Origin of the sequence: Mucilaginibacter inviolabilis, from assembly GCF_011089895.1 — a bacterium.
GTDB classification, from domain to species: Bacteria; Bacteroidota; Bacteroidia; order Sphingobacteriales; family Sphingobacteriaceae; genus Mucilaginibacter; species Mucilaginibacter inviolabilis.
Genome location: NZ_JAANAT010000006.1, coordinates 225,017 through 241,520, shown reverse-complemented (window position 1 = coordinate 241,520; position 16,504 = coordinate 225,017). Strand labels below are relative to the sequence as shown.

Genomic DNA, 16,504 nt, shown 5'->3' with positions numbered 1-16,504 from the left:
CACGTCACGGAAAGACAAACCATCCTCGCGGTGCAAGCGAACGAGTTCGTTATACACCCCAATGGGGGTAACACCGGTAGCCAAACCGAGCACGGTTTTTTCAGCACGTGATTGCTTGTCGCGAATGAGTGCAGCAATACGAGCAGCCACTGCTACCGAGGCTTCCTGCTGGTTACCATAAACGCTTACCGGCAGCTTCTCGTACCGGGTCTCTTCCAATAAATTTAATCGGGCCATAATTTTCTAAGAACCTCTGTTTTAGTTATATGATGAATAAAAAAGTCACTATACAAAAAACCCCCGCCGAAACGAGGATTTTTATCAAACCAATTAACAAAACCTTTTAAACCTCACCGACATGAGGTTTACGTAAATTCCGTTGAATAACATGCTGTACATTATTGTTACAAACTTAATAAAACTAATTTTTAATCTCAAATACTTTTTAAATTTTTTTAATAAGTAAAATCCATTTTATCAAATTATTAAGTAATCATCATGAGCTAAAATAAAAAAGAGCTCCTGATGGGCAGGAACTCTAATTAACCAATTATAAAACATAAATATGAGAGAAGAGAGATGCAGGGGAGGGAGTCGAACCCATCCGTTTGCTGCCGAACCAGCACCTGCTTGCTTATATTAAATGAACCACCATTTATAAACTTTCTGTTGCAAATATAATATTTAATCTATTAAATCTATGTATATAGTATATTAAATTGTAATTATTTTTTCATTTATAATATTTCGGATTAATTGAACACTCGTGCAAAAGCAACTCGTTTGCCTTTATAATAATACTTTAACTTCAATAACGCGTTTTGTGCCGGGGCAAGCCTTCCAGTGCGTGCCAGATAACCGAATAATAAAATTATAAGCATCTGGTTATTTAACTAAGCCCGCAAATTTTTGATAAAACACGGTAGGGCTGTTGGCGTCTTTCGGAGCGTACTTGCCTGCAATAATAGGTACATAGATCACCCTGCGGCGGCTGGCCTCGCCAACAACTGATGATTGGGCAACCCGGTGCCATAACCGGCCGTCGTGAATGGTGAGGTCGCCGGCTTCTGGTGTAATAGCCAGCTCGTTTTCATCGGCATCATGATCCAGGAAATATTTCTTTTTAAAGAGCATCTGGTAAAGTCCTTGTTTATGCGTGCCTGGCAATATGCGTAAGCCACCGTTTTCGGGTTTCAGCGTACTCAGGTGAATGCCCACATTAAGCATCGGGTTTAATTTTTGTCCATGGAAAATATCGCGCAAGCCATCCGTATGCCAGCCCATCTTAGTAAAACTGCTTTGTTCGCTGTTTACATAATGGTTCAATACCATTCCATCTTTTTCATCGGTGCCAAACCGGGCATCAGGGCCAATAAGATCAAGTAAGGTATTAAAGCGGGGATCCTGTATAAACTCTGAAAACACGGGGTGATGCTGATTGATAAAAGCGAAGCGCTGTACAATGGGTTCACCGTTCAGATCCTTGCCGTATTTTATAGGCACACCGTTAACCTTGGTCACCTCATTTTTTATCCACTGCTCCTGTACCTGCTCAGATGCCCTGGTAATTGACTGTACCGTTTCGGGGTTAATGAATTTTTTGAAATGAATAAAACCATGCTCATTAAAAAAGTGATGCTGTTCGGTGGTAAGCTTATCGCCTAAAGTGAATTTTTTATATACGGTACTCATGTTTAAATTGTAAATAGTAAAAAAATGGTGCGGAAATCCCCAGCTATGCAATAGCAGGTAATTGTATTGTAGTATGTATTGAGGAGAAAAAGATCAACAACAACAAACCATTACCTTTTTGGGGAAAGGCATTCGCATGTAACATGCGTTGGTTATATGTAAATTTTGTGTTGTCAATTATTTGATATATAATGTCTATAGATTTAATAGACAATGCAAATGTAATAAGTGATTTGGGAAAAACAAATAATTATGGAAATATATTTTAGAAATAGGGGCTATTGGATATAATTCAGGTATCGCGCTGTGTCGACTCACCCCGCCTACACTTCGTTGGGCGACCCTCTCTTCGCCTGTGGCGGAAAGAGGGTAAAAGTGGAGTTCTTTTATCTTGTTTTTAATCTTTCGTCTCTTTAAGATAGTTCCCGCGCTGTTCGAAGTCTCTGACTTCGAACCAATATGCTTGTAGTCTTCAGACTACAGGAAAACATTAAACCAGGTGTCTGTAGTTTAAAACTACAGACATAGTCGTCCGAAGTCAGAGACTTCGAACAGCGCATTAAGATGATGCGCTGTTCATTGTTTACTTACTCTTATACAGATCCCCACCTATTTTTTCAATAAGGGCTTTGGGTAGGTGCCGGGCGCCTATCACCGAAAGCTTGTTCAACAGGCCGGGTACAATCTCGGCCTTTTTGTTGAACATTCCTTTTAATCCTATTGCAGCAACTTCCTCTGGTTGCATATTGAATTTAGCCGCCAGGTCGGCAAAGGCATCCAAACCTGCGCGATGGGCAAAACCGGTATCCGTAGGACCTGGGCTCAGGCAGCTTACCGATATAGTAGTGCCTTTAAGTTCATATCTTAAAGCCCGGGTAAATGATAACACAAAAGCTTTTGTGGCCGAATAAACCCCCAAGGTAGGCACAGCCTGGTAGGCGGCCGTACTGCCTACATTTAATATATAAGCCTGTGCTTGTTGTTTTAATAGAGGGATAGCCCCATGCGTTAATTTTACCAACGCATTGATATTTAAATCGATCACGTTGAGCTGCCCAGCTATGTCTACGCTTTCAAAACTGCCCCAAACGCCATAGCCAGCGTTATTGATCAGCACAGATACAGCGTAGGCATTATCGGTACACCATTTTACAACCTTTTCCGGGGCGTCGCTATCAGACAGATCAATAGCCAGCCACCGCGCCTGTATCTGGTAGGTGGTTATTATTTCGGTTGCCAGTGCCTGCAGTTCATCTCTGGAGCGGGCCACCAGTAAAACCGGATAACCTTTTTTTGCGAGCTGTAGAGCCAATGCCCTGCCTATGCCTTTGCTGGCTCCGGTAATTAAAGCGTAAGTATTCATATAACAAGCCCTTAAATGCTATGGCTAAACAAGAGTACAAATTTCTTTTTATAAAATAACTACTAAATTTATAGACTATTTGTATGTTTGTATCCATATGATTACAAATGCTGCTCATATCATTAACTCTGCATGCAACGTTAAGTGTTGTAGCACCCGGTTATTGTAAAGGCAGCGCATAAAATACAGATCAATATTTGTTGTTGAGCCTTTCAGTTTTTATGAAAGGCTTTTGTTTTTAATAACCGTTTTGTTCAACCAAACCGCAATGAAATGAAAGTATTATTACGATGGATAGGGTATAGCGCCATTATATTACTATCACTGCAAACACCTCTTTATGCACAGGATGCCCCGGTAGTGAGATATGCGCAATTACGGGTCGACTCGGATGGTGTGCATAGTCGGGTAATTGCTGCTAATAATCTGAAAAAGCCCGACGCTACTCCGGATAATACCCTTAACGCTGCCGACTTTGACGAAGATAATTATCTGCAAAAGGTAGCCGATCTGGATGTTTACGGCAAAAAGCATGACGCCCGTCCCGTTGCTGATCTTTTAAAGTCCAATCAGTTAGTAGTCATTACAGCCGACAAAAAACGCAGCCATAAGTTCTATTATCATATGGCCAATATATTTGCCCGGCTGCGGATGTATTCGCTGGCGATGAAATGTTATTTTAAAACACTGCCGGTAGGGGATCCGGATACAAATACGCATTTGATTGATTCCGCTGCTTTGGACAGTACCTATATAACGGAGCGTAAACCTGTATCTACCCTGGCAGCTTTACAGCGGGACACTTCAGTTACCAGTTTGTTGACTATTAACCATATCGATGAGCAAATACTGGCCGATTCAAACAACTACATCTACACCACCAACCGTGAAGTAAAATCGCCACCTATAAAATTGGCCAATATTGTTGACCCCTTTGATGATGGCAAAAAAGCTTCAGCTTACGCGATGCTGATCCATATATCACAACCTGTATCGGGCAAACGCAAGATATTTGTGAAATTGAGTAAGGTAGGGCATACCTTTATAACACTTATTAAATATAATACCGATTCAACATCGGTATCCAGATCGTTTGGGTTTTATCCCCAAAAAGAGCATTTTTTGTCGGCCACACCACTCTTCCCAACTACGGCCTCTGTTTTTAAAAATGATGAGCAGCACGGCTGGGATGAAACCGTGGGCAAATTCATATCTGAACGACGGTTTAAAAGGATCCTCAAAGTGATTAAGCAGTACGATCAAAAAAACTACAACCTCAACAAAAATAACTGTACCGATTTTGGATTGAGCCTGGCTGGTACCGCGGGTATCAGTATCCTATATACTAAAGGCAGCTGGCCGCTGGGCAGCGGCAACAACCCGGCCAGCGCAGGGCAAAGTGTGCTGGAAGGCAAGGTGTTGAATATGGACAGTCATCATAGTTTGTTTATCTGTAATGATTTGGCGCAATAAGAGGGGTAAGAATCAGGAATTACGAGTCAAGAACAAACCTGGCAAACGAGTGCAGGTGAGTAAATTTTATAAAAAACTGGGCTTACACATTTCAACGTGAATTTTAATTAAAACATTGATAGTCAAATAATTAAATCAATTTAAACCGTAAAAAGTGTAAACCATGTAAACCCACTTTTTGACAAAATAGTACGCTAGTTTAAGAATAATTCGTAGCCTTGCGCTTGTTTGTAAGTATCCCCAATTGTTAACAAAATCCAAAATGTGCAAATCCGTCGTCGGCACATCCGCGCATAATTTTTTATCTTTACCCATCCAAAAGTTTTTTAGCATATAATGAGTGAAGATCTGAATCAAAACGATATCCCCGACAGCAATGAACAAAAATTACATAATGTTACCTCACTCGACGGGTTATACGAAAACTGGTTCCTGGATTATGCTTCTTACGTAATTCTCGACCGTGCCGTTCCGCATATTAATGATGGGTTAAAACCCGTACAGCGCCGGATACTGCACTCCCTGAAAGAAATGGACGACGGACGTTTTAACAAAGCGGCCAACGTAATAGGTAATACCATGAAGTATCACCCGCATGGTGATGCCTCTATTGGCGATGCCATGGTACAGATAGGGCAAAAGAACCTGCTGATTGATTGCCAGGGTAACTGGGGCGATCCCGTAACCGGCGATTCGGCCGCGGCACCACGTTATATTGAAGCGCGCCTGTCGAAATTTGCGCTTGACGTTGTTTTTAATGCTGATACCACCGTTTGGCAGGCCAGCTATGACGGGCGTAACAAGGAGCCTATTACGCTGCCGGTAAAATTCCCTTTGCTGCTGGCACAGGGCGCCGAAGGTATTGCGGTAGGTTTGGCTACTAAAATATTACCGCATAATTTTATTGAACTGTTGGATGCATCAATCGCCGTATTGAAAGGCGAGCGACCAAACCTGCTGCCCGATTTTCCTACAGGTGGTATGGCCGATGCTTCGTTATATAATGAAGGGCAGCGCGGTGGCAAGATCCGGGTGCGTGCCAAAATTGTAGAGCGCGATAAAAAAACGCTGGCTATTACCGAGATCCCATTCTCGACCACTACCGGCAGTTTGATCGATAGTGTGATATCGGCCAATGATAAGGGTAAGATCAAGATCAAAAAGATCGAAGATAATACTGCGCAGAATGTCGAGATAATTATTCACCTGGCACCCGGTATTTCGCCCGATGTAACTATCGACGCGTTGTATGCTTTTACTGATTGCGAGGTGTCTATATCGCCAAATACCTGCGTTATCCAGGATGATAAGCCGCGGTTCATGAGTGTAAATGATATGCTTAATGAAAGCACTTTTTTTACAAAAGATTTGCTGAAGCAGGAACTGGAGATCAGGCTGAAGGAGTTGATGGAACGGATCTTCTTCAGTTCATTACTTAAAATATTTATACAGGAGGGGATGTACAAACACCCCGAATACGAAAACTCAGGCAATTTTGAAGCTGTGTTGGAGGTATTGAACCGTTTGTTTGAGCCTTTCTTCCCGCAGTTTTACCGGGAGATATTACCCGAGGATTATAAAAAGCTGATCGATAAACCCATGAGCAGCATCACCCGCTTTGACGTTAAAAAAGCGGATGAGCTGATGAAAACATTGGAGAATGAGATCAAGCAGGTGAAACACCATCTCAAACACCTCACCGATTATACCATTGCCTGGTTTGAAAAGCTGAAAGAGAAATATGGTAAAGACCGGGAACGTAAAACCGAGCTGCGCACCTTTGATAAGGTAGAAGCTGCCCAAGTAGCATTGGCTAACGTAAAGCTTTATGTTAACCGCGAGGATGGCTTTATAGGTTCGGGCCTTAAAAAGGATGAACTGGTGGGCGATTGCTCGGATATCGACGAGATCATTGTTTTCCGTGCCGACGGGCGCTGTATCATCACCAAAGTGCAGGACAAGGTGTTTGTGGGTAAAGAGATCATTCACGTGGCTGTATTTAAAAAGAATGACGAGCGCACCGTGTACAACATGATCTATAAGGATGGCACGAGCGGTATCAGCTATATCAAACGCTTCTCGGTGGTGGGTGTAACCCGCGATAAGGAATACGACCTCACTAAAGGAACCAAAGGCACCAAGGTATTATATTTTAGCGCTAATCCTAACGGCGAGGCCGAGGTAGTGAACGTGCAGCTAAAACCGCACTCCAAACTCAAAAAACTGCAGTTTGATGAAGATTTTGCCACCCTGGCTATCAAAGGCCGTGGTTCTATGGGTAACATTATTACCAAATACCCGGTTAAAAAGATCATCCTGAAAAGTAAAGGTATATCAACACTGGCTGGTCGTAAGATCTGGTACGACGATATCCTTAAACGCCTGAATGCCGATAGCCGCGGTAAATACCTGGGCGAATTTGATGGTGATGACCGGATATTGAATGTGCTGAGTAACGGTGTATATGAATTGACCAGTTTTGATCTGAATAATCACTTTGATGATAAGATGATCCTGATTGAAAAGTACAACCCCAAGAAAGTTTACTCGGTTATCCACCTGGATGGCAAATCAAAAAACTATATGGTAAAGCGTTTCTCGTTTGAACTTATAGCTTTAGGCAAACAGGTAAGTATCATCAGTGAAGAAGCCGGATCAAAACTGATATTGATGGCTAAAGAATCACCTCTGGTGAGTGTGGTTCAACTGAAAGGTAAAGATCAGACCCCTGAAACGATTGAAGTAAATCTGGCCGAACTGATTGATGTAAAAGGGATGAAGGCTATGGGTAACCGGCTGTCGCAATTCCCGGTAAAATCAGTGGAACTGATAGCCGATAGCGAAGGCGTGGATGAGCCCGTTGATACAGAAGAACCGGAAACCGAATTAGATGAAGAAGCAGGTGCAGAGGAACCTGTTGATCAGCTATCGGGCGATGAATCCGAACCGGAAATTGTTCAGCCTAAAGCTAAATGGCAGGCATCCCCGGTACAGCCAGCAGCTCCAAAACAGGAACCGAAAGAACCAGAGGACAAAGAAGCGGAACCATCGGATGATCAACCCAAAGAAGTTCATAAAAAAGTAGACTTTGAGATCACTAACCCAGACGACATCCAGTTGGATGATAAAGGCCAGTTAGGGTTATTTTAGACACAAAAAAAGCCTCATGTTTATAACAAGAGGCTTTTTTGTTTTATATAAAAGATTACAGTATCAGGATCAATACTAAAATGATAATGATAATAGCACCTAAAGAAAGATAAATGCCACCGCCGCCCAATGCGTTGGCTTCATGTTTTAAGCCTTTAAGTTCGGTACGTAACTCCTTGCGATCTTGCTTGGTAAGCTCCGATTTATCCATAGCTTTAATTTCGTTCACCCTGGCTTTAATCTCTTCTACACGGGCTTCTTTTTGCTCAGTAGTCATACTGGCTATTTGTTCCTTACTCAATATAGTTAAAGCACCGTCTGTAGCGGTAGATGCGTAGCTGTTAAATGCCGCGACTGAAAGCAGCATAGTGAGGGCGATAAGATAAATTTTCTTTTTCATGTTAATTAGTTTTAATAGCGTGTTGTGTTTAATTATTGTAAAATAAAAAAGCAGCAAAAATGTTTTACCGCTTTTTCTATTTTTTGCTGCAAAAATCCTGCCTAAAGACTAATAAAATAAGGAGCCTCAAAAACATGGCCCGCATGCAGGGTTTGTATAGCTTCTTTTTTGTTGATGTTTACGTGGTGATCCTGCGTATCGGCACAACCCAGCCAGGGTTCAATACACACAAAATCGGCACCAGGTTTAGCCCATACACCTAAGTAATTATAGTGTGGAAATTCTACCGAAACAGACTGATCATGCTTTTTACTTTTGATACTCACCATGCGTGAGTTGAGCTGTTTAAAAACAAGGGCATCAGCATCAAATAAATGGCGGGTTAAGTGAAGTTTATTGCCAGGTGTAGCCACGGGATGGGTTTCGCCGGTAAAAAAGCCATCAGCCGATAGCATATTGGCTTCCAGGTGCTCGTCGGTTTCAAATTCAAGGTAATAATCCTCATAATTTTCATCCTTAAAAAACGGTATGTTAAAGGCTGGATGGGCACCAACCGAAAAGTAGATGGTCTTTTTATCCAGGTTGATCACCTTATGCGTAACCCTCAACGAGTTATCGATGAGCATATATAAAACCTGGTAATCAAATTTGTACGGATATACCTGCAAGGTTTTTTCGCAGTAAGGGAGCGAGAAACTAGCTGATACTTCATCGGCTTCCAGCAAAATAAATTCTGATTGCCGTGCAAAGCCATGCCTTCCCATTTCGTATGGCTGACCCTCAACCAATAACTGGTTGTTGATCAAACCGCCCACAACCGGGAACAGATTGGGCGAATGCCAGGGCCAAATATCAGGGTTGGCTTGCCAAAGGTGTTCAATACCCGTTTGCTTGTTATAAAATGAACTGAGCTGCGCGCCCTTCAAATCAATGGCTACTTTAAGAAACTCGTTTTCTAATACGGTCATACGTCAACGGCAATTATTTTTAGAAAAGTTAACTAATATGCAAGCAAGTTACAGCAATTTTTGTGAATTAGGATGTACCAGATAGTACAAAAAATGCTTAATTTTTAGGTTATAATCTGTTTAACAAATCAAATTGTATCCTGTTTCTTTTTCATTAATAACAGCTGGATAAATTTAAATATGAGTTATATTTGCAATGCTTAAACAATAGATATGAATTTTGAGCATCTCATCCAACAAGTGGCTTTTATCCACGAAATAGACAAAGTAAAATACATCCAGCGTAAAACCCGCCTTTTTAACAGCGACAGGAACGAGAACGACGCCGAGCACAGCTGGCACTTAGCAGTGATGACTATGGTTCTGGCCGAACACTCCAACGAACCTGTAAACACGCTTAAAGTGATCAAAATGCTGCTGATACATGACGTAGTAGAGATTGATGCCGGTGATGTTTTTTTGTACGATACGGTACTCAATCACACCAATACCGAAGCTGAGCGTAAAGCTGCTGAAAGGATTTTCGGTCTGTTACCAACAGAACAAGCCGAAGAATTTACTGCCATATGGGAAGAATTTGAGGCTGGTGAAACCCCGGAAGCCAAATTTGCCCGCGCAATGGATCGCTTGGAGCCATTGCTTCAAAACATATCCAACAATGGAGGAACCTGGAAAGAGCATAACGTTAGTTATGATAAAGTAGTGCAAAAGAAAAGCATCATACAGCAAGGCTCAGAAACCCTTTGGGATTTTGCCAAAACGCTGATTGATGAAAGTGTAGCAAAAGGGATTTTGAAGAAGGAAGAGTGAAAAAGGATCAAAGAGCAAGGATAAAAAGATAAAGGATAAAAAAACTTTCTGTCATCCTGAGCGAAGCGAAGGATCTGCTCTTAAACATGCATGGCGAACAATAGATGCTTCGCTACGTTCAGCATGACAATTCTTTAGTCTGATAGTCCTTTGTTCTTGCTCTTTGATCCCTCTTTAAAACTCAAATGCCGCGTCGCTATCCGGGTTGCTTAGTTTGGTGCTTTTGCGTTGGCCGCCTACGGTTACATGCAGCATATTGATCTGTTCCGGGTGTTCGGTAAACAGCAGATCGTCATGTACCTCAAACTTTTTAACCTTGTTAATGCCTTTAATTTCAAAATAAGCCCATGCGGCATCTTCCTGAATTTCGTAGCCCACGTAGCTTAACGCGAGTGGTTTGCCATCGGCTTTAATGATGAGGTGCTTTTTAATATAATCACTTAGCAGCTGGTTCATTTTGTTTTTATCGGCAGGCTTTACAATATCTACATGGGTGTGGTATTGTTTCTCCAGCGTACGTTCTAAATCATCATAAAATATGCGGCAGCTTACCTCAACCGCCTGCGTATGGGCATTATGGTTAATTTCAGTAACGCTCACATAAAAGGGATGGAAGAAGCTGAGCCAGCTGATAATTATTAATTGCAACATAATTGCGTTAAATAGTTTTGCTTTACGCAAAAAACGTTAATTTTATTCGCAATTGCGAATTTGACTACATGACTGATTTTTCTTTATACTTTGAACTGGGGTGGCAGCACATCTGCAACTGGGAAGGATACGACCATATTTTGTTTGTAACCGTACTGTGCGGAACTTATCTGCTGGCCGACTGGCGCAAGGTACTTGTGCTGGTTACAGCCTTTACTATTGGTCATTCTATCACGCTGGCATTAAGTGTTTTAAATATCATCCATATCAACACCTCTCTTATTGAATTCCTGATACCCGTAACCATTGTTTTTACCAGTTTGGTAAATGTATTCAATAAAAAACGCACGGTAACCACCATGCGCCTTAACTATACGCTGGCGCTTTTTTTCGGACTGATACATGGTATGGGTTTCTCTAATTACCTCAAAAGTTTGCTGGGGAGCAGCAGTAATATTACCGCGCAGCTGTTTGCTTTTAACCTGGGGCTGGAGTTTGGGCAGGTGCTAATTGTAATATCTGCGTTACTTATCTCTTATTTATTAATCAAATTTGCCAAAACACCACAGCGTGAGTGGACAATGTTCCTTTCGTCGGCTATATTTGGAATTGCTTTTATCATGTGCATTGAACGCTTTTTACTCATAAAATTCAGATGAATAAATTTTACTTCGCATTATTTTCCTGTACGCTATTAACATCTGCCGCCTGGGCGCAGTATGATAATAACCCTGGCTCTAATCACGGTAACCGTTTTGAGCAACTGGGTACCATGATCTCTACGCCAAACGAGTACCGCTCGGCTTCGGGCGCTCCCGGTCCAAAATACTGGCAGCAAAAGGCCGATTACGAAATCAGTGCCACGCTTAACGATGATAAGCAGCGTTTAGATGGTAACGAAACCATCACCTATACCAACAATTCGCCCGATCCGCTTACCTATCTGTGGCTGCAGCTGGATGAGAACGAGCATAAAAAGGATGCAGAAAGCGCCAAGTTTGATGAAAGCAAAATGCAAAGCAAAATGACCATCCGTCAGTTGCAGGGCATTATGGGGCATGATCTTGATCTGGGTAACCACATTGTGAGCGTTAAAGATGCCAATGGCACCGCGCTCAACTATACCATTAACCAAACTATGATGCGTGTTGAGCTTCCGGTTACTTTGCAGCCGGGACAAAAATTTCGCTTTAAAATTAACTGGTGGTATAATATATCAGATCGCTTAACTATTGGTGGCCGTGGCGGTTACGAATATTTTCCGGAGGATGGTAACTATCTGTATACCATGACACAATGGTATCCGCGTATGGCTGTTTATAGCGATTTTCAGGGCTGGCAAAACAAACAGTTCACCGGTCGTGGTGAGTTTGCTTTAACCTTTGGTGATTTTAAAGTGAGCATGAATGTACCTGCTGATCATATTGTAGGTGGTACCGGTCAATGCTCTAACTATGCACAAACCCTTACCGCAGCGCAGTTGAAACGCTGGAACGCCGCACAGTCTGCAACTACACCGCAAGAGATAGTTACGCTGGATGAGGTAAAACAGGCCATGAAAAATCATGCATCGGCACGCAAAACCTGGACCTTCCACGCCGAAAACGTACGCGATTTTGCCTGGGTATCCTCACGCCGGATAGTTTGGGATGCTATGAGTACCCAGATTGATGGTGGCAAAAAAGTGATGGCCATGTCGTACTATGGCCCCGAGGCATATCCGCTTTATCGCAAATATTCCACCAAGGTGGTAGCGCACACTTTGAAAACTTATTCCAAGCATACCTTCCCATATCCTTACCCGGTAGCTATTTCTGTAGAAGCCTCCAACGGTATGGAATACCCGATGATCTGCTTTAATTATGGTCGCGCCGAAAAGGATGGTACATACAGCGAGGCCACCAAAAACGGTATGATCGGTGTAATTATCCATGAAGTTGGGCATAACTTTTTCCCGATGATTGTAAACTCCGACGAGCGCCAGTGGACCTGGATGGACGAGGGGCTGAATACCTTTTGCCAGTATATGGCCGAGCAGGAGTGGGATAGCCGCTACCCGTCACAACGCGGTCCGGCTTATAAGATTGTTGATTACATGAAGATGCCGAAAGATCAGTTAGAGCCTATCATGACCAACTCCGAGAATATTGTGATGTTTGGCCCCAACGCTTACTCAAAACCGGCAACCGCTTTAAATATCCTGCGCGAAACCGTGATGGGCCGCGAACTGTTTGACTATGCCTTTAAAACCTACGCGCATCGCTGGGCCTTTAAACATCCAACACCAGCCGACTTTTTCCGTACGATGGAAGATGCCTCGGCAGTTGACCTGGATTGGTTCTGGCGCGGATGGTTCTACGGAACTGATCCTGTCGACGTATCTATCGACAGTGTAAAATATTATCGCCTCAATACCAAAAATCCGGCTGTGGAAGCTACTGCCGATCGGGCACAATATGATCGTAACCTCGAAAACATCAGCACCACCCGTAATAAAGAAGCGGGTACCCGGTTCGCGGTAGAGGCTGATACTTCCCTGCAGGATTTTTACAGTAAGTGGGATCGTTTCGCAGCAACGCCAGCCACTACACAAAGTTACCAGGCCATGTACAATGCTGCTACCCCAGCCGAAAAGAAACTGTACGATAGCAAGAACTACTTTTACGAGGTTAGCTTCAGTAACAAAGGCGGCCTGGTTACCCCTTTAATTATTGAGTGGACCTATGCCGATGGCACCAAGGAGGTTGAAAAAATATCAGCCTACATCTGGCGTAAAAATGAAAATAAGATCACCAAGGTTTTTGCCAAAACTAAAGAGGTAAAAGGCATTAAACTCGACCCATACCGCGAAACCGCCGATATTGACGAAAGCAATAATAGCTGGCCACGCGAATACCAGCCATCAAGGTTTGAGCTATTTAAGCAGCAAAGTTTGCCAAGAGGCGTTACTGCCGGGCCAAACCCCATGCAACAAGCGCAAAAGAGTCAATAAACAAAAAGCCTCCCGACATATATCGGGCGGCTTTTTTGTTTGTATATGGTTTATGATATGGTTGGCACAGCCGTAAATAGGCTGGCGTAATATTTACGGTAGGCAAAAGCCAAAAATAAGTGCAGTATAATAATAACAGCTGCAACGGGTATGCCCGATGGTACTAAAATAGCATGAAACAGGAATATGTTTAACGTTATCGGAAACAGGATGAGCAAAAAGAAAGCGGTAAAGCGGTTAACCAGTATAGCCAGGCCGCTTGTAATTTCAATCACTTTCATGTACTGTAAAAAATAACCGGAACCATAAAGGCCGCCGGTAAAGGCTTGTGCTTTTTCGGGCATGGGCGTTGGGGCCGGCATAAAGGAAAAATGGAAAAAGAAATGAAGACCAAATACCACAAAGATGAGGCCCAGCAAAATGCGGGCAATTAATACTGCAATTTTCATGAATTTAGGGTTTAGTGAATGTGTAATTACTAATTTAGTAATTTGAATGACATTTTCAAAGAGGCCATTATCTGCATAAACCAAACAAGTATTAACTTCGTTTATAAATAGCATGAACATACAAAAAATAACATTTGGCAACGGTTGCTTTTGGTGCACCGAAGCTGTATTTCAATCACTTAAAGGTGTAATCTCAGTAACATCCGGCTATATGGGTGGTAAGGTTTTAAACCCTACTTATGAGCAGGTTTGTACCGGCGCCACCGGCCATGCTGAGGTGATACACCTGGAGTATGATGCCGACGTAATTTCATTTGATGAATTACTATTGGTGTTTTTCAAAACGCACAATCCTACTACGTTAAACCGTCAGGGTAATGATGTGGGCACACAATACCGCTCGGCTATATTTTACTATACCCATGAGCAGAAACAGGCATCGGAAGCTATGATCAAAACATTGACCAATGAACATGTTTTTGATGATCCGATAGTTACAGAAATTACCCCGGCCAGTGAGTTTTATTCGGCGGAAGATTATCATCAGAACTATTTTAACGATAATCCTAATAAATCGTACTGTGCATTTGTGATCCAGCCAAAACTGAATAAATTTGCCAAGGAGTTCAAGGATAAAATTAAGCCCGAACTTTTATAAAAGTCTAATATATTGGTCATCCCGAATTTATTTCGGGATCTCACAGCACAGGTAGCCAGCATACGGTAAGCCTTGTATGTGAGGTGCTGAAACAAGTTCAGCATGACATTCTATTGGTTTATGCTCAAAAAATGAAAAAAAGCTATTGCTATTTAATACCAGCCCTTTTAGTGCTCGGCGCTTGCGCATCAAAAAAAGTAACCACTACAACTGCCCCTTCTACAGCCAATGCAGCATCAGCTGTTAATGGCAATACATCCATTACCAACGATGGTAAAATATGGGCGTCTTTATGGCAGCAAAGGGCGGCCGAATATAGGGCATTATGTTTTCAGGCGTATAACATTGCCAAACAGCGTGTAGACGAAGGCGTAAAAAAGGTAAGTACCAAGCCGCTGGCCATTGTGACCGATATTGACGAAACTTTGTTGGATAATAGTCCTTACGATGCTGCACAAGGTCTGAAAAATGCAGATTACAGCGATAAAACCTGGAAACAGTGGACAGATAAGGCCCAGGCCGATACCGTGCCCGGTGCACCAGCCTTTTTTAAATATGCGGCCTCAAAAGGTATCACCATTTACTATATCACCAACCGTAACGAGAACGAGCGTGGCGCCACACTGTACAATCTGCAGAAATACGCCATGCCCAATGCCAACGATGAGCATTTGTTTTTAAAAAACGGCAACTCCAGTAAAGAAGATCGCCGCCAGGAAGTATTAAAAACGCATGAGATCTTACTGCTTTGCGGCGATAACCTGCCCGATTTTAATATGCTGTATGATAATCATCCTACCGAAGAAAACCGCACGGCGATAACCCAAAAACTGCAAAAAGAATTTGGCAGCCGCTACATCGTAATCCCTAACCCGTCATACGGCGATTTTGAAGGTGCGCTGTTCCAGTATAATTATAAACTGAGTCCTGCGCAAAAAGATTCCATTATACGCGCTAAAGTAAAGGCGGATAGGTAATGTTAGATACAGAAGAAGGCCCAAATGATGGGCCTCAAGGCTATTACAAGTTTGGCTTATTTTATTACGAAAAAAGCAACAAGCGTTTAATTGTATTAAGTCCTAATAATCGTTACACATTAAATTTCGCTAATAAATGGGCTTATGTTCTTGAAGCTCTCTTTTTTATTATTGTGATATTAAAGATATTGGCCGTAAGTGGTGTAATTCATTAAGTAACTGATTAAATTCCATACTACCAAACCCCGGGAAAATACCTATATTTTACTTGCTCACAGTAATTCTTGTAACCATCTAAATCTCGCGATAAAACCTTCTCTTCGTTCAGTGTTCTTAATATAATCAGCACACCCATGATCAACGCTGGTATTAATGTTAACCATGATCCTAATACTAAAGGGCCTAACAGAATGATTAAATAAGCGCCGCTATACATCGGATGGCGTACCAAAGAATAAAGCCCGGTGCTAATTACCGTTTGGTTTTGATAAGCTTGAACATTACTGGCCAGGTAACTGTTTTGTTTGAAAACAAAAAACACGATGAGGAACCCCATTGAAACAACAATGGCGGCCAAAATCACCAGCCATAACGGAACACTGCTGAACTGATATCTGAAATCAATCCCCGGAATAATCAGCATAGCCAAAAACAGGATCCCGTTGAGCGATTGAATCACTTGTTGGTTTTTTTCTTTTTCGCTTTGTGTACGGCGTTCTATAAGCTGCGGATCCTTAGATAAAAAATAAAAAGTGAGCAGATTTACCCAGAAAAAAAATGTTCCGAAATAAATCCATCCGTTATAAAACCGAACGGTACCTGCCGGTATGAACAGGCAGCACAAAAAAACAGCATAAAATATCATCAGCATAAAAGATACTTTGATTGCTAATGACGCTTTGCTTTTCATATAGTGCCAAA

At 42.2% G+C, this 16,504-nt stretch carries 15 protein-coding genes and 1 pseudogene; 8 read left to right on the top strand and 8 right to left on the bottom strand.

What is annotated here, in order from left to right:
- From G7092_RS30050 to G7092_RS30040, 3 genes and pseudogenes are all read right to left on the bottom strand, one after another.
- Window positions 1-237, bottom strand: a pseudogene (locus G7092_RS30050) (glucosamine-6-phosphate deaminase); the annotation flags it as partial.
- A 648-nt stretch (window positions 238-885) separates the two neighbouring features.
- Window positions 886-1,692, bottom strand: coding sequence for a phytanoyl-CoA dioxygenase family protein (locus G7092_RS30045; protein ID WP_166096050.1), 807 nt, complete (start codon window positions 1,690-1,692; stop codon window positions 886-888).
- A gap of 583 nt (window positions 1,693-2,275) precedes the next feature.
- On the bottom strand, window positions 2,276-3,055 hold the full coding sequence (locus tag G7092_RS30040) for an SDR family NAD(P)-dependent oxidoreductase (protein ID WP_166096046.1): 780 nt from the start codon (window positions 3,053-3,055) through the stop codon (window positions 2,276-2,278).
- 273 nt (window positions 3,056-3,328) lie between these two features.
- Between G7092_RS30040 and G7092_RS30035 the strand changes: the two genes are divergently transcribed.
- Window positions 3,329-4,528 (top strand): hypothetical protein, encoded by a 1,200-nt coding sequence (locus G7092_RS30035; protein ID WP_166096044.1) that lies wholly within the window; start codon window positions 3,329-3,331, stop codon window positions 4,526-4,528.
- A 336-nt stretch (window positions 4,529-4,864) separates the two neighbouring features.
- Window positions 4,865-7,678 (top strand): DNA gyrase/topoisomerase IV subunit A, encoded by a 2,814-nt coding sequence (locus tag G7092_RS30030; protein WP_166096041.1) that lies wholly within the window; start codon window positions 4,865-4,867, stop codon window positions 7,676-7,678.
- Between the two features lie 55 nt (window positions 7,679-7,733).
- Here the strand turns inward: G7092_RS30030 and G7092_RS30025 are convergent, their stop codons facing one another.
- Window positions 7,734-8,078 carry a hypothetical protein gene (locus G7092_RS30025; RefSeq protein ID WP_166096039.1) on the bottom strand — a complete coding sequence of 115 codons (345 nt, stop codon included), beginning with the start codon at window positions 8,076-8,078 and terminating at the stop codon, window positions 7,734-7,736.
- Window positions 8,079-8,179: 101 nt separating this feature from the next.
- Window positions 8,180-9,046 carry an aldose 1-epimerase family protein gene (locus G7092_RS30020; RefSeq protein ID WP_166096036.1) on the bottom strand — a complete coding sequence of 289 codons (867 nt, stop codon included), beginning with the start codon at window positions 9,044-9,046 and terminating at the stop codon, window positions 8,180-8,182.
- A 213-nt stretch (window positions 9,047-9,259) separates the two neighbouring features.
- Here G7092_RS30020 and G7092_RS30015 point away from each other — a divergent pair, with 213 nt between their 5' ends.
- Window positions 9,260-9,856, top strand: a complete 597-nt coding sequence (locus tag G7092_RS30015; RefSeq protein WP_166096034.1) for an HD domain-containing protein — start codon at window positions 9,260-9,262, stop codon at window positions 9,854-9,856.
- 174 nt (window positions 9,857-10,030) lie between these two features.
- Here G7092_RS30015 and G7092_RS30010 read toward each other — a convergent pair whose 3' ends face one another.
- Entirely contained in the window at window positions 10,031-10,507 is a 477-nt protein-coding gene (locus tag G7092_RS30010; protein WP_202985464.1) for a DUF6702 family protein, read from the bottom strand.
- A gap of 68 nt (window positions 10,508-10,575) precedes the next feature.
- On the opposite strand from G7092_RS30010, the gene G7092_RS30005 reads away from it, so the two are divergent.
- Entirely contained in the window at window positions 10,576-11,166 is a 591-nt protein-coding gene (locus G7092_RS30005) for a HupE/UreJ family protein (RefSeq protein ID WP_166096032.1), read from the top strand.
- On the top strand, window positions 11,163-13,499 hold the full coding sequence (locus tag G7092_RS30000; protein WP_166096029.1) for a M1 family metallopeptidase: 2,337 nt from the start codon (window positions 11,163-11,165) through the stop codon (window positions 13,497-13,499). Before G7092_RS30005 ends, G7092_RS30000 begins: the two co-directional genes overlap by 4 nt.
- A 50-nt stretch (window positions 13,500-13,549) precedes the next feature.
- On the opposite strand, the gene G7092_RS29995 is transcribed toward G7092_RS30000, so the two are convergent.
- Window positions 13,550-13,948, bottom strand: coding sequence for a DoxX family membrane protein (locus tag G7092_RS29995; RefSeq protein WP_166096027.1), 399 nt, complete (start codon window positions 13,946-13,948; stop codon window positions 13,550-13,552).
- A gap of 112 nt (window positions 13,949-14,060) precedes the next feature.
- Between G7092_RS29995 and msrA the strand changes: the two genes are divergently transcribed.
- The 3 genes from msrA to G7092_RS29980 all read left to right on the top strand — a co-directional run bounded on the left by msrA (window position 14,061) and on the right by G7092_RS29980 (window position 15,798).
- Window positions 14,061-14,606, top strand: a complete 546-nt coding sequence (msrA, locus tag G7092_RS29990; RefSeq protein ID WP_166096024.1) for a peptide-methionine (S)-S-oxide reductase MsrA — start codon at window positions 14,061-14,063, stop codon at window positions 14,604-14,606.
- 131 nt (window positions 14,607-14,737) lie between these two features.
- Window positions 14,738-15,583 carry a 5'-nucleotidase, lipoprotein e(P4) family gene (locus G7092_RS29985; RefSeq protein WP_166096022.1) on the top strand — a complete coding sequence of 282 codons (846 nt, stop codon included), beginning with the start codon at window positions 14,738-14,740 and terminating at the stop codon, window positions 15,581-15,583.
- Window positions 15,583-15,798 (top strand): hypothetical protein, encoded by a 216-nt coding sequence (locus tag G7092_RS29980; protein ID WP_166096020.1) that lies wholly within the window; start codon window positions 15,583-15,585, stop codon window positions 15,796-15,798. Before G7092_RS29985 ends, G7092_RS29980 begins: the two co-directional genes overlap by 1 nt.
- Before the next feature lie 20 nt (window positions 15,799-15,818).
- On the opposite strand, the gene G7092_RS29975 is transcribed toward G7092_RS29980, so the two are convergent.
- Window positions 15,819-16,493: a methyltransferase family protein gene (locus tag G7092_RS29975; RefSeq protein ID WP_166096018.1), complete on the bottom strand. Its 675-nt coding sequence runs from the start codon at window positions 16,491-16,493 to the stop codon at window positions 15,819-15,821.
- Window positions 16,494-16,504 lie beyond the last annotated feature (11 nt).

What these genes read in the sequence shown, in the direction of transcription:
- G7092_RS30040 (WP_166096046.1), bottom strand. Translation starts at nt 3,055, where the DNA reads ATGAATACTTACGCTTTAATTACCGGAGCCAGCAAAGGCATAGGCAGG.
- G7092_RS30045 (WP_166096050.1), bottom strand. Translation starts at nt 1,692, where the DNA reads ATGAGTACCGTATATAAAAAATTCACTTTAGGCGATAAGCTTACCACC.
- G7092_RS29975 (WP_166096018.1), bottom strand. Translation starts at nt 16,493, where the DNA reads ATGAAAAGCAAAGCGTCATTAGCAATCAAAGTATCTTTTATGCTGATG.
- G7092_RS29985 (WP_166096022.1), top strand. Translation starts at nt 14,738, where the DNA reads ATGAAAAAAAGCTATTGCTATTTAATACCAGCCCTTTTAGTGCTCGGC.
- G7092_RS30025 (WP_166096039.1), bottom strand. Translation starts at nt 8,078, where the DNA reads ATGAAAAAGAAAATTTATCTTATCGCCCTCACTATGCTGCTTTCAGTC.
- G7092_RS29995 (WP_166096027.1), bottom strand. Translation starts at nt 13,948, where the DNA reads ATGAAAATTGCAGTATTAATTGCCCGCATTTTGCTGGGCCTCATCTTT.
- G7092_RS30010 (WP_202985464.1), bottom strand. Translation starts at nt 10,507, where the DNA reads ATGTTGCAATTAATAATTATCAGCTGGCTCAGCTTCTTCCATCCCTTT.
- G7092_RS30020 (WP_166096036.1), bottom strand. Translation starts at nt 9,046, where the DNA reads ATGACCGTATTAGAAAACGAGTTTCTTAAAGTAGCCATTGATTTGAAG.
- G7092_RS30035 (WP_166096044.1), top strand. Translation starts at nt 3,329, where the DNA reads ATGAAAGTATTATTACGATGGATAGGGTATAGCGCCATTATATTACTA.
- G7092_RS30030 (WP_166096041.1), top strand. Translation starts at nt 4,865, where the DNA reads ATGAGTGAAGATCTGAATCAAAACGATATCCCCGACAGCAATGAACAA.
- msrA (WP_166096024.1), top strand. Translation starts at nt 14,061, where the DNA reads ATGAACATACAAAAAATAACATTTGGCAACGGTTGCTTTTGGTGCACC.
- G7092_RS30000 (WP_166096029.1), top strand. Translation starts at nt 11,163, where the DNA reads ATGAATAAATTTTACTTCGCATTATTTTCCTGTACGCTATTAACATCT.
- G7092_RS30005 (WP_166096032.1), top strand. Translation starts at nt 10,576, where the DNA reads ATGACTGATTTTTCTTTATACTTTGAACTGGGGTGGCAGCACATCTGC.
- G7092_RS30015 (WP_166096034.1), top strand. Translation starts at nt 9,260, where the DNA reads ATGAATTTTGAGCATCTCATCCAACAAGTGGCTTTTATCCACGAAATA.
- G7092_RS29980 (WP_166096020.1), top strand. Translation starts at nt 15,583, where the DNA reads ATGTTAGATACAGAAGAAGGCCCAAATGATGGGCCTCAAGGCTATTAC.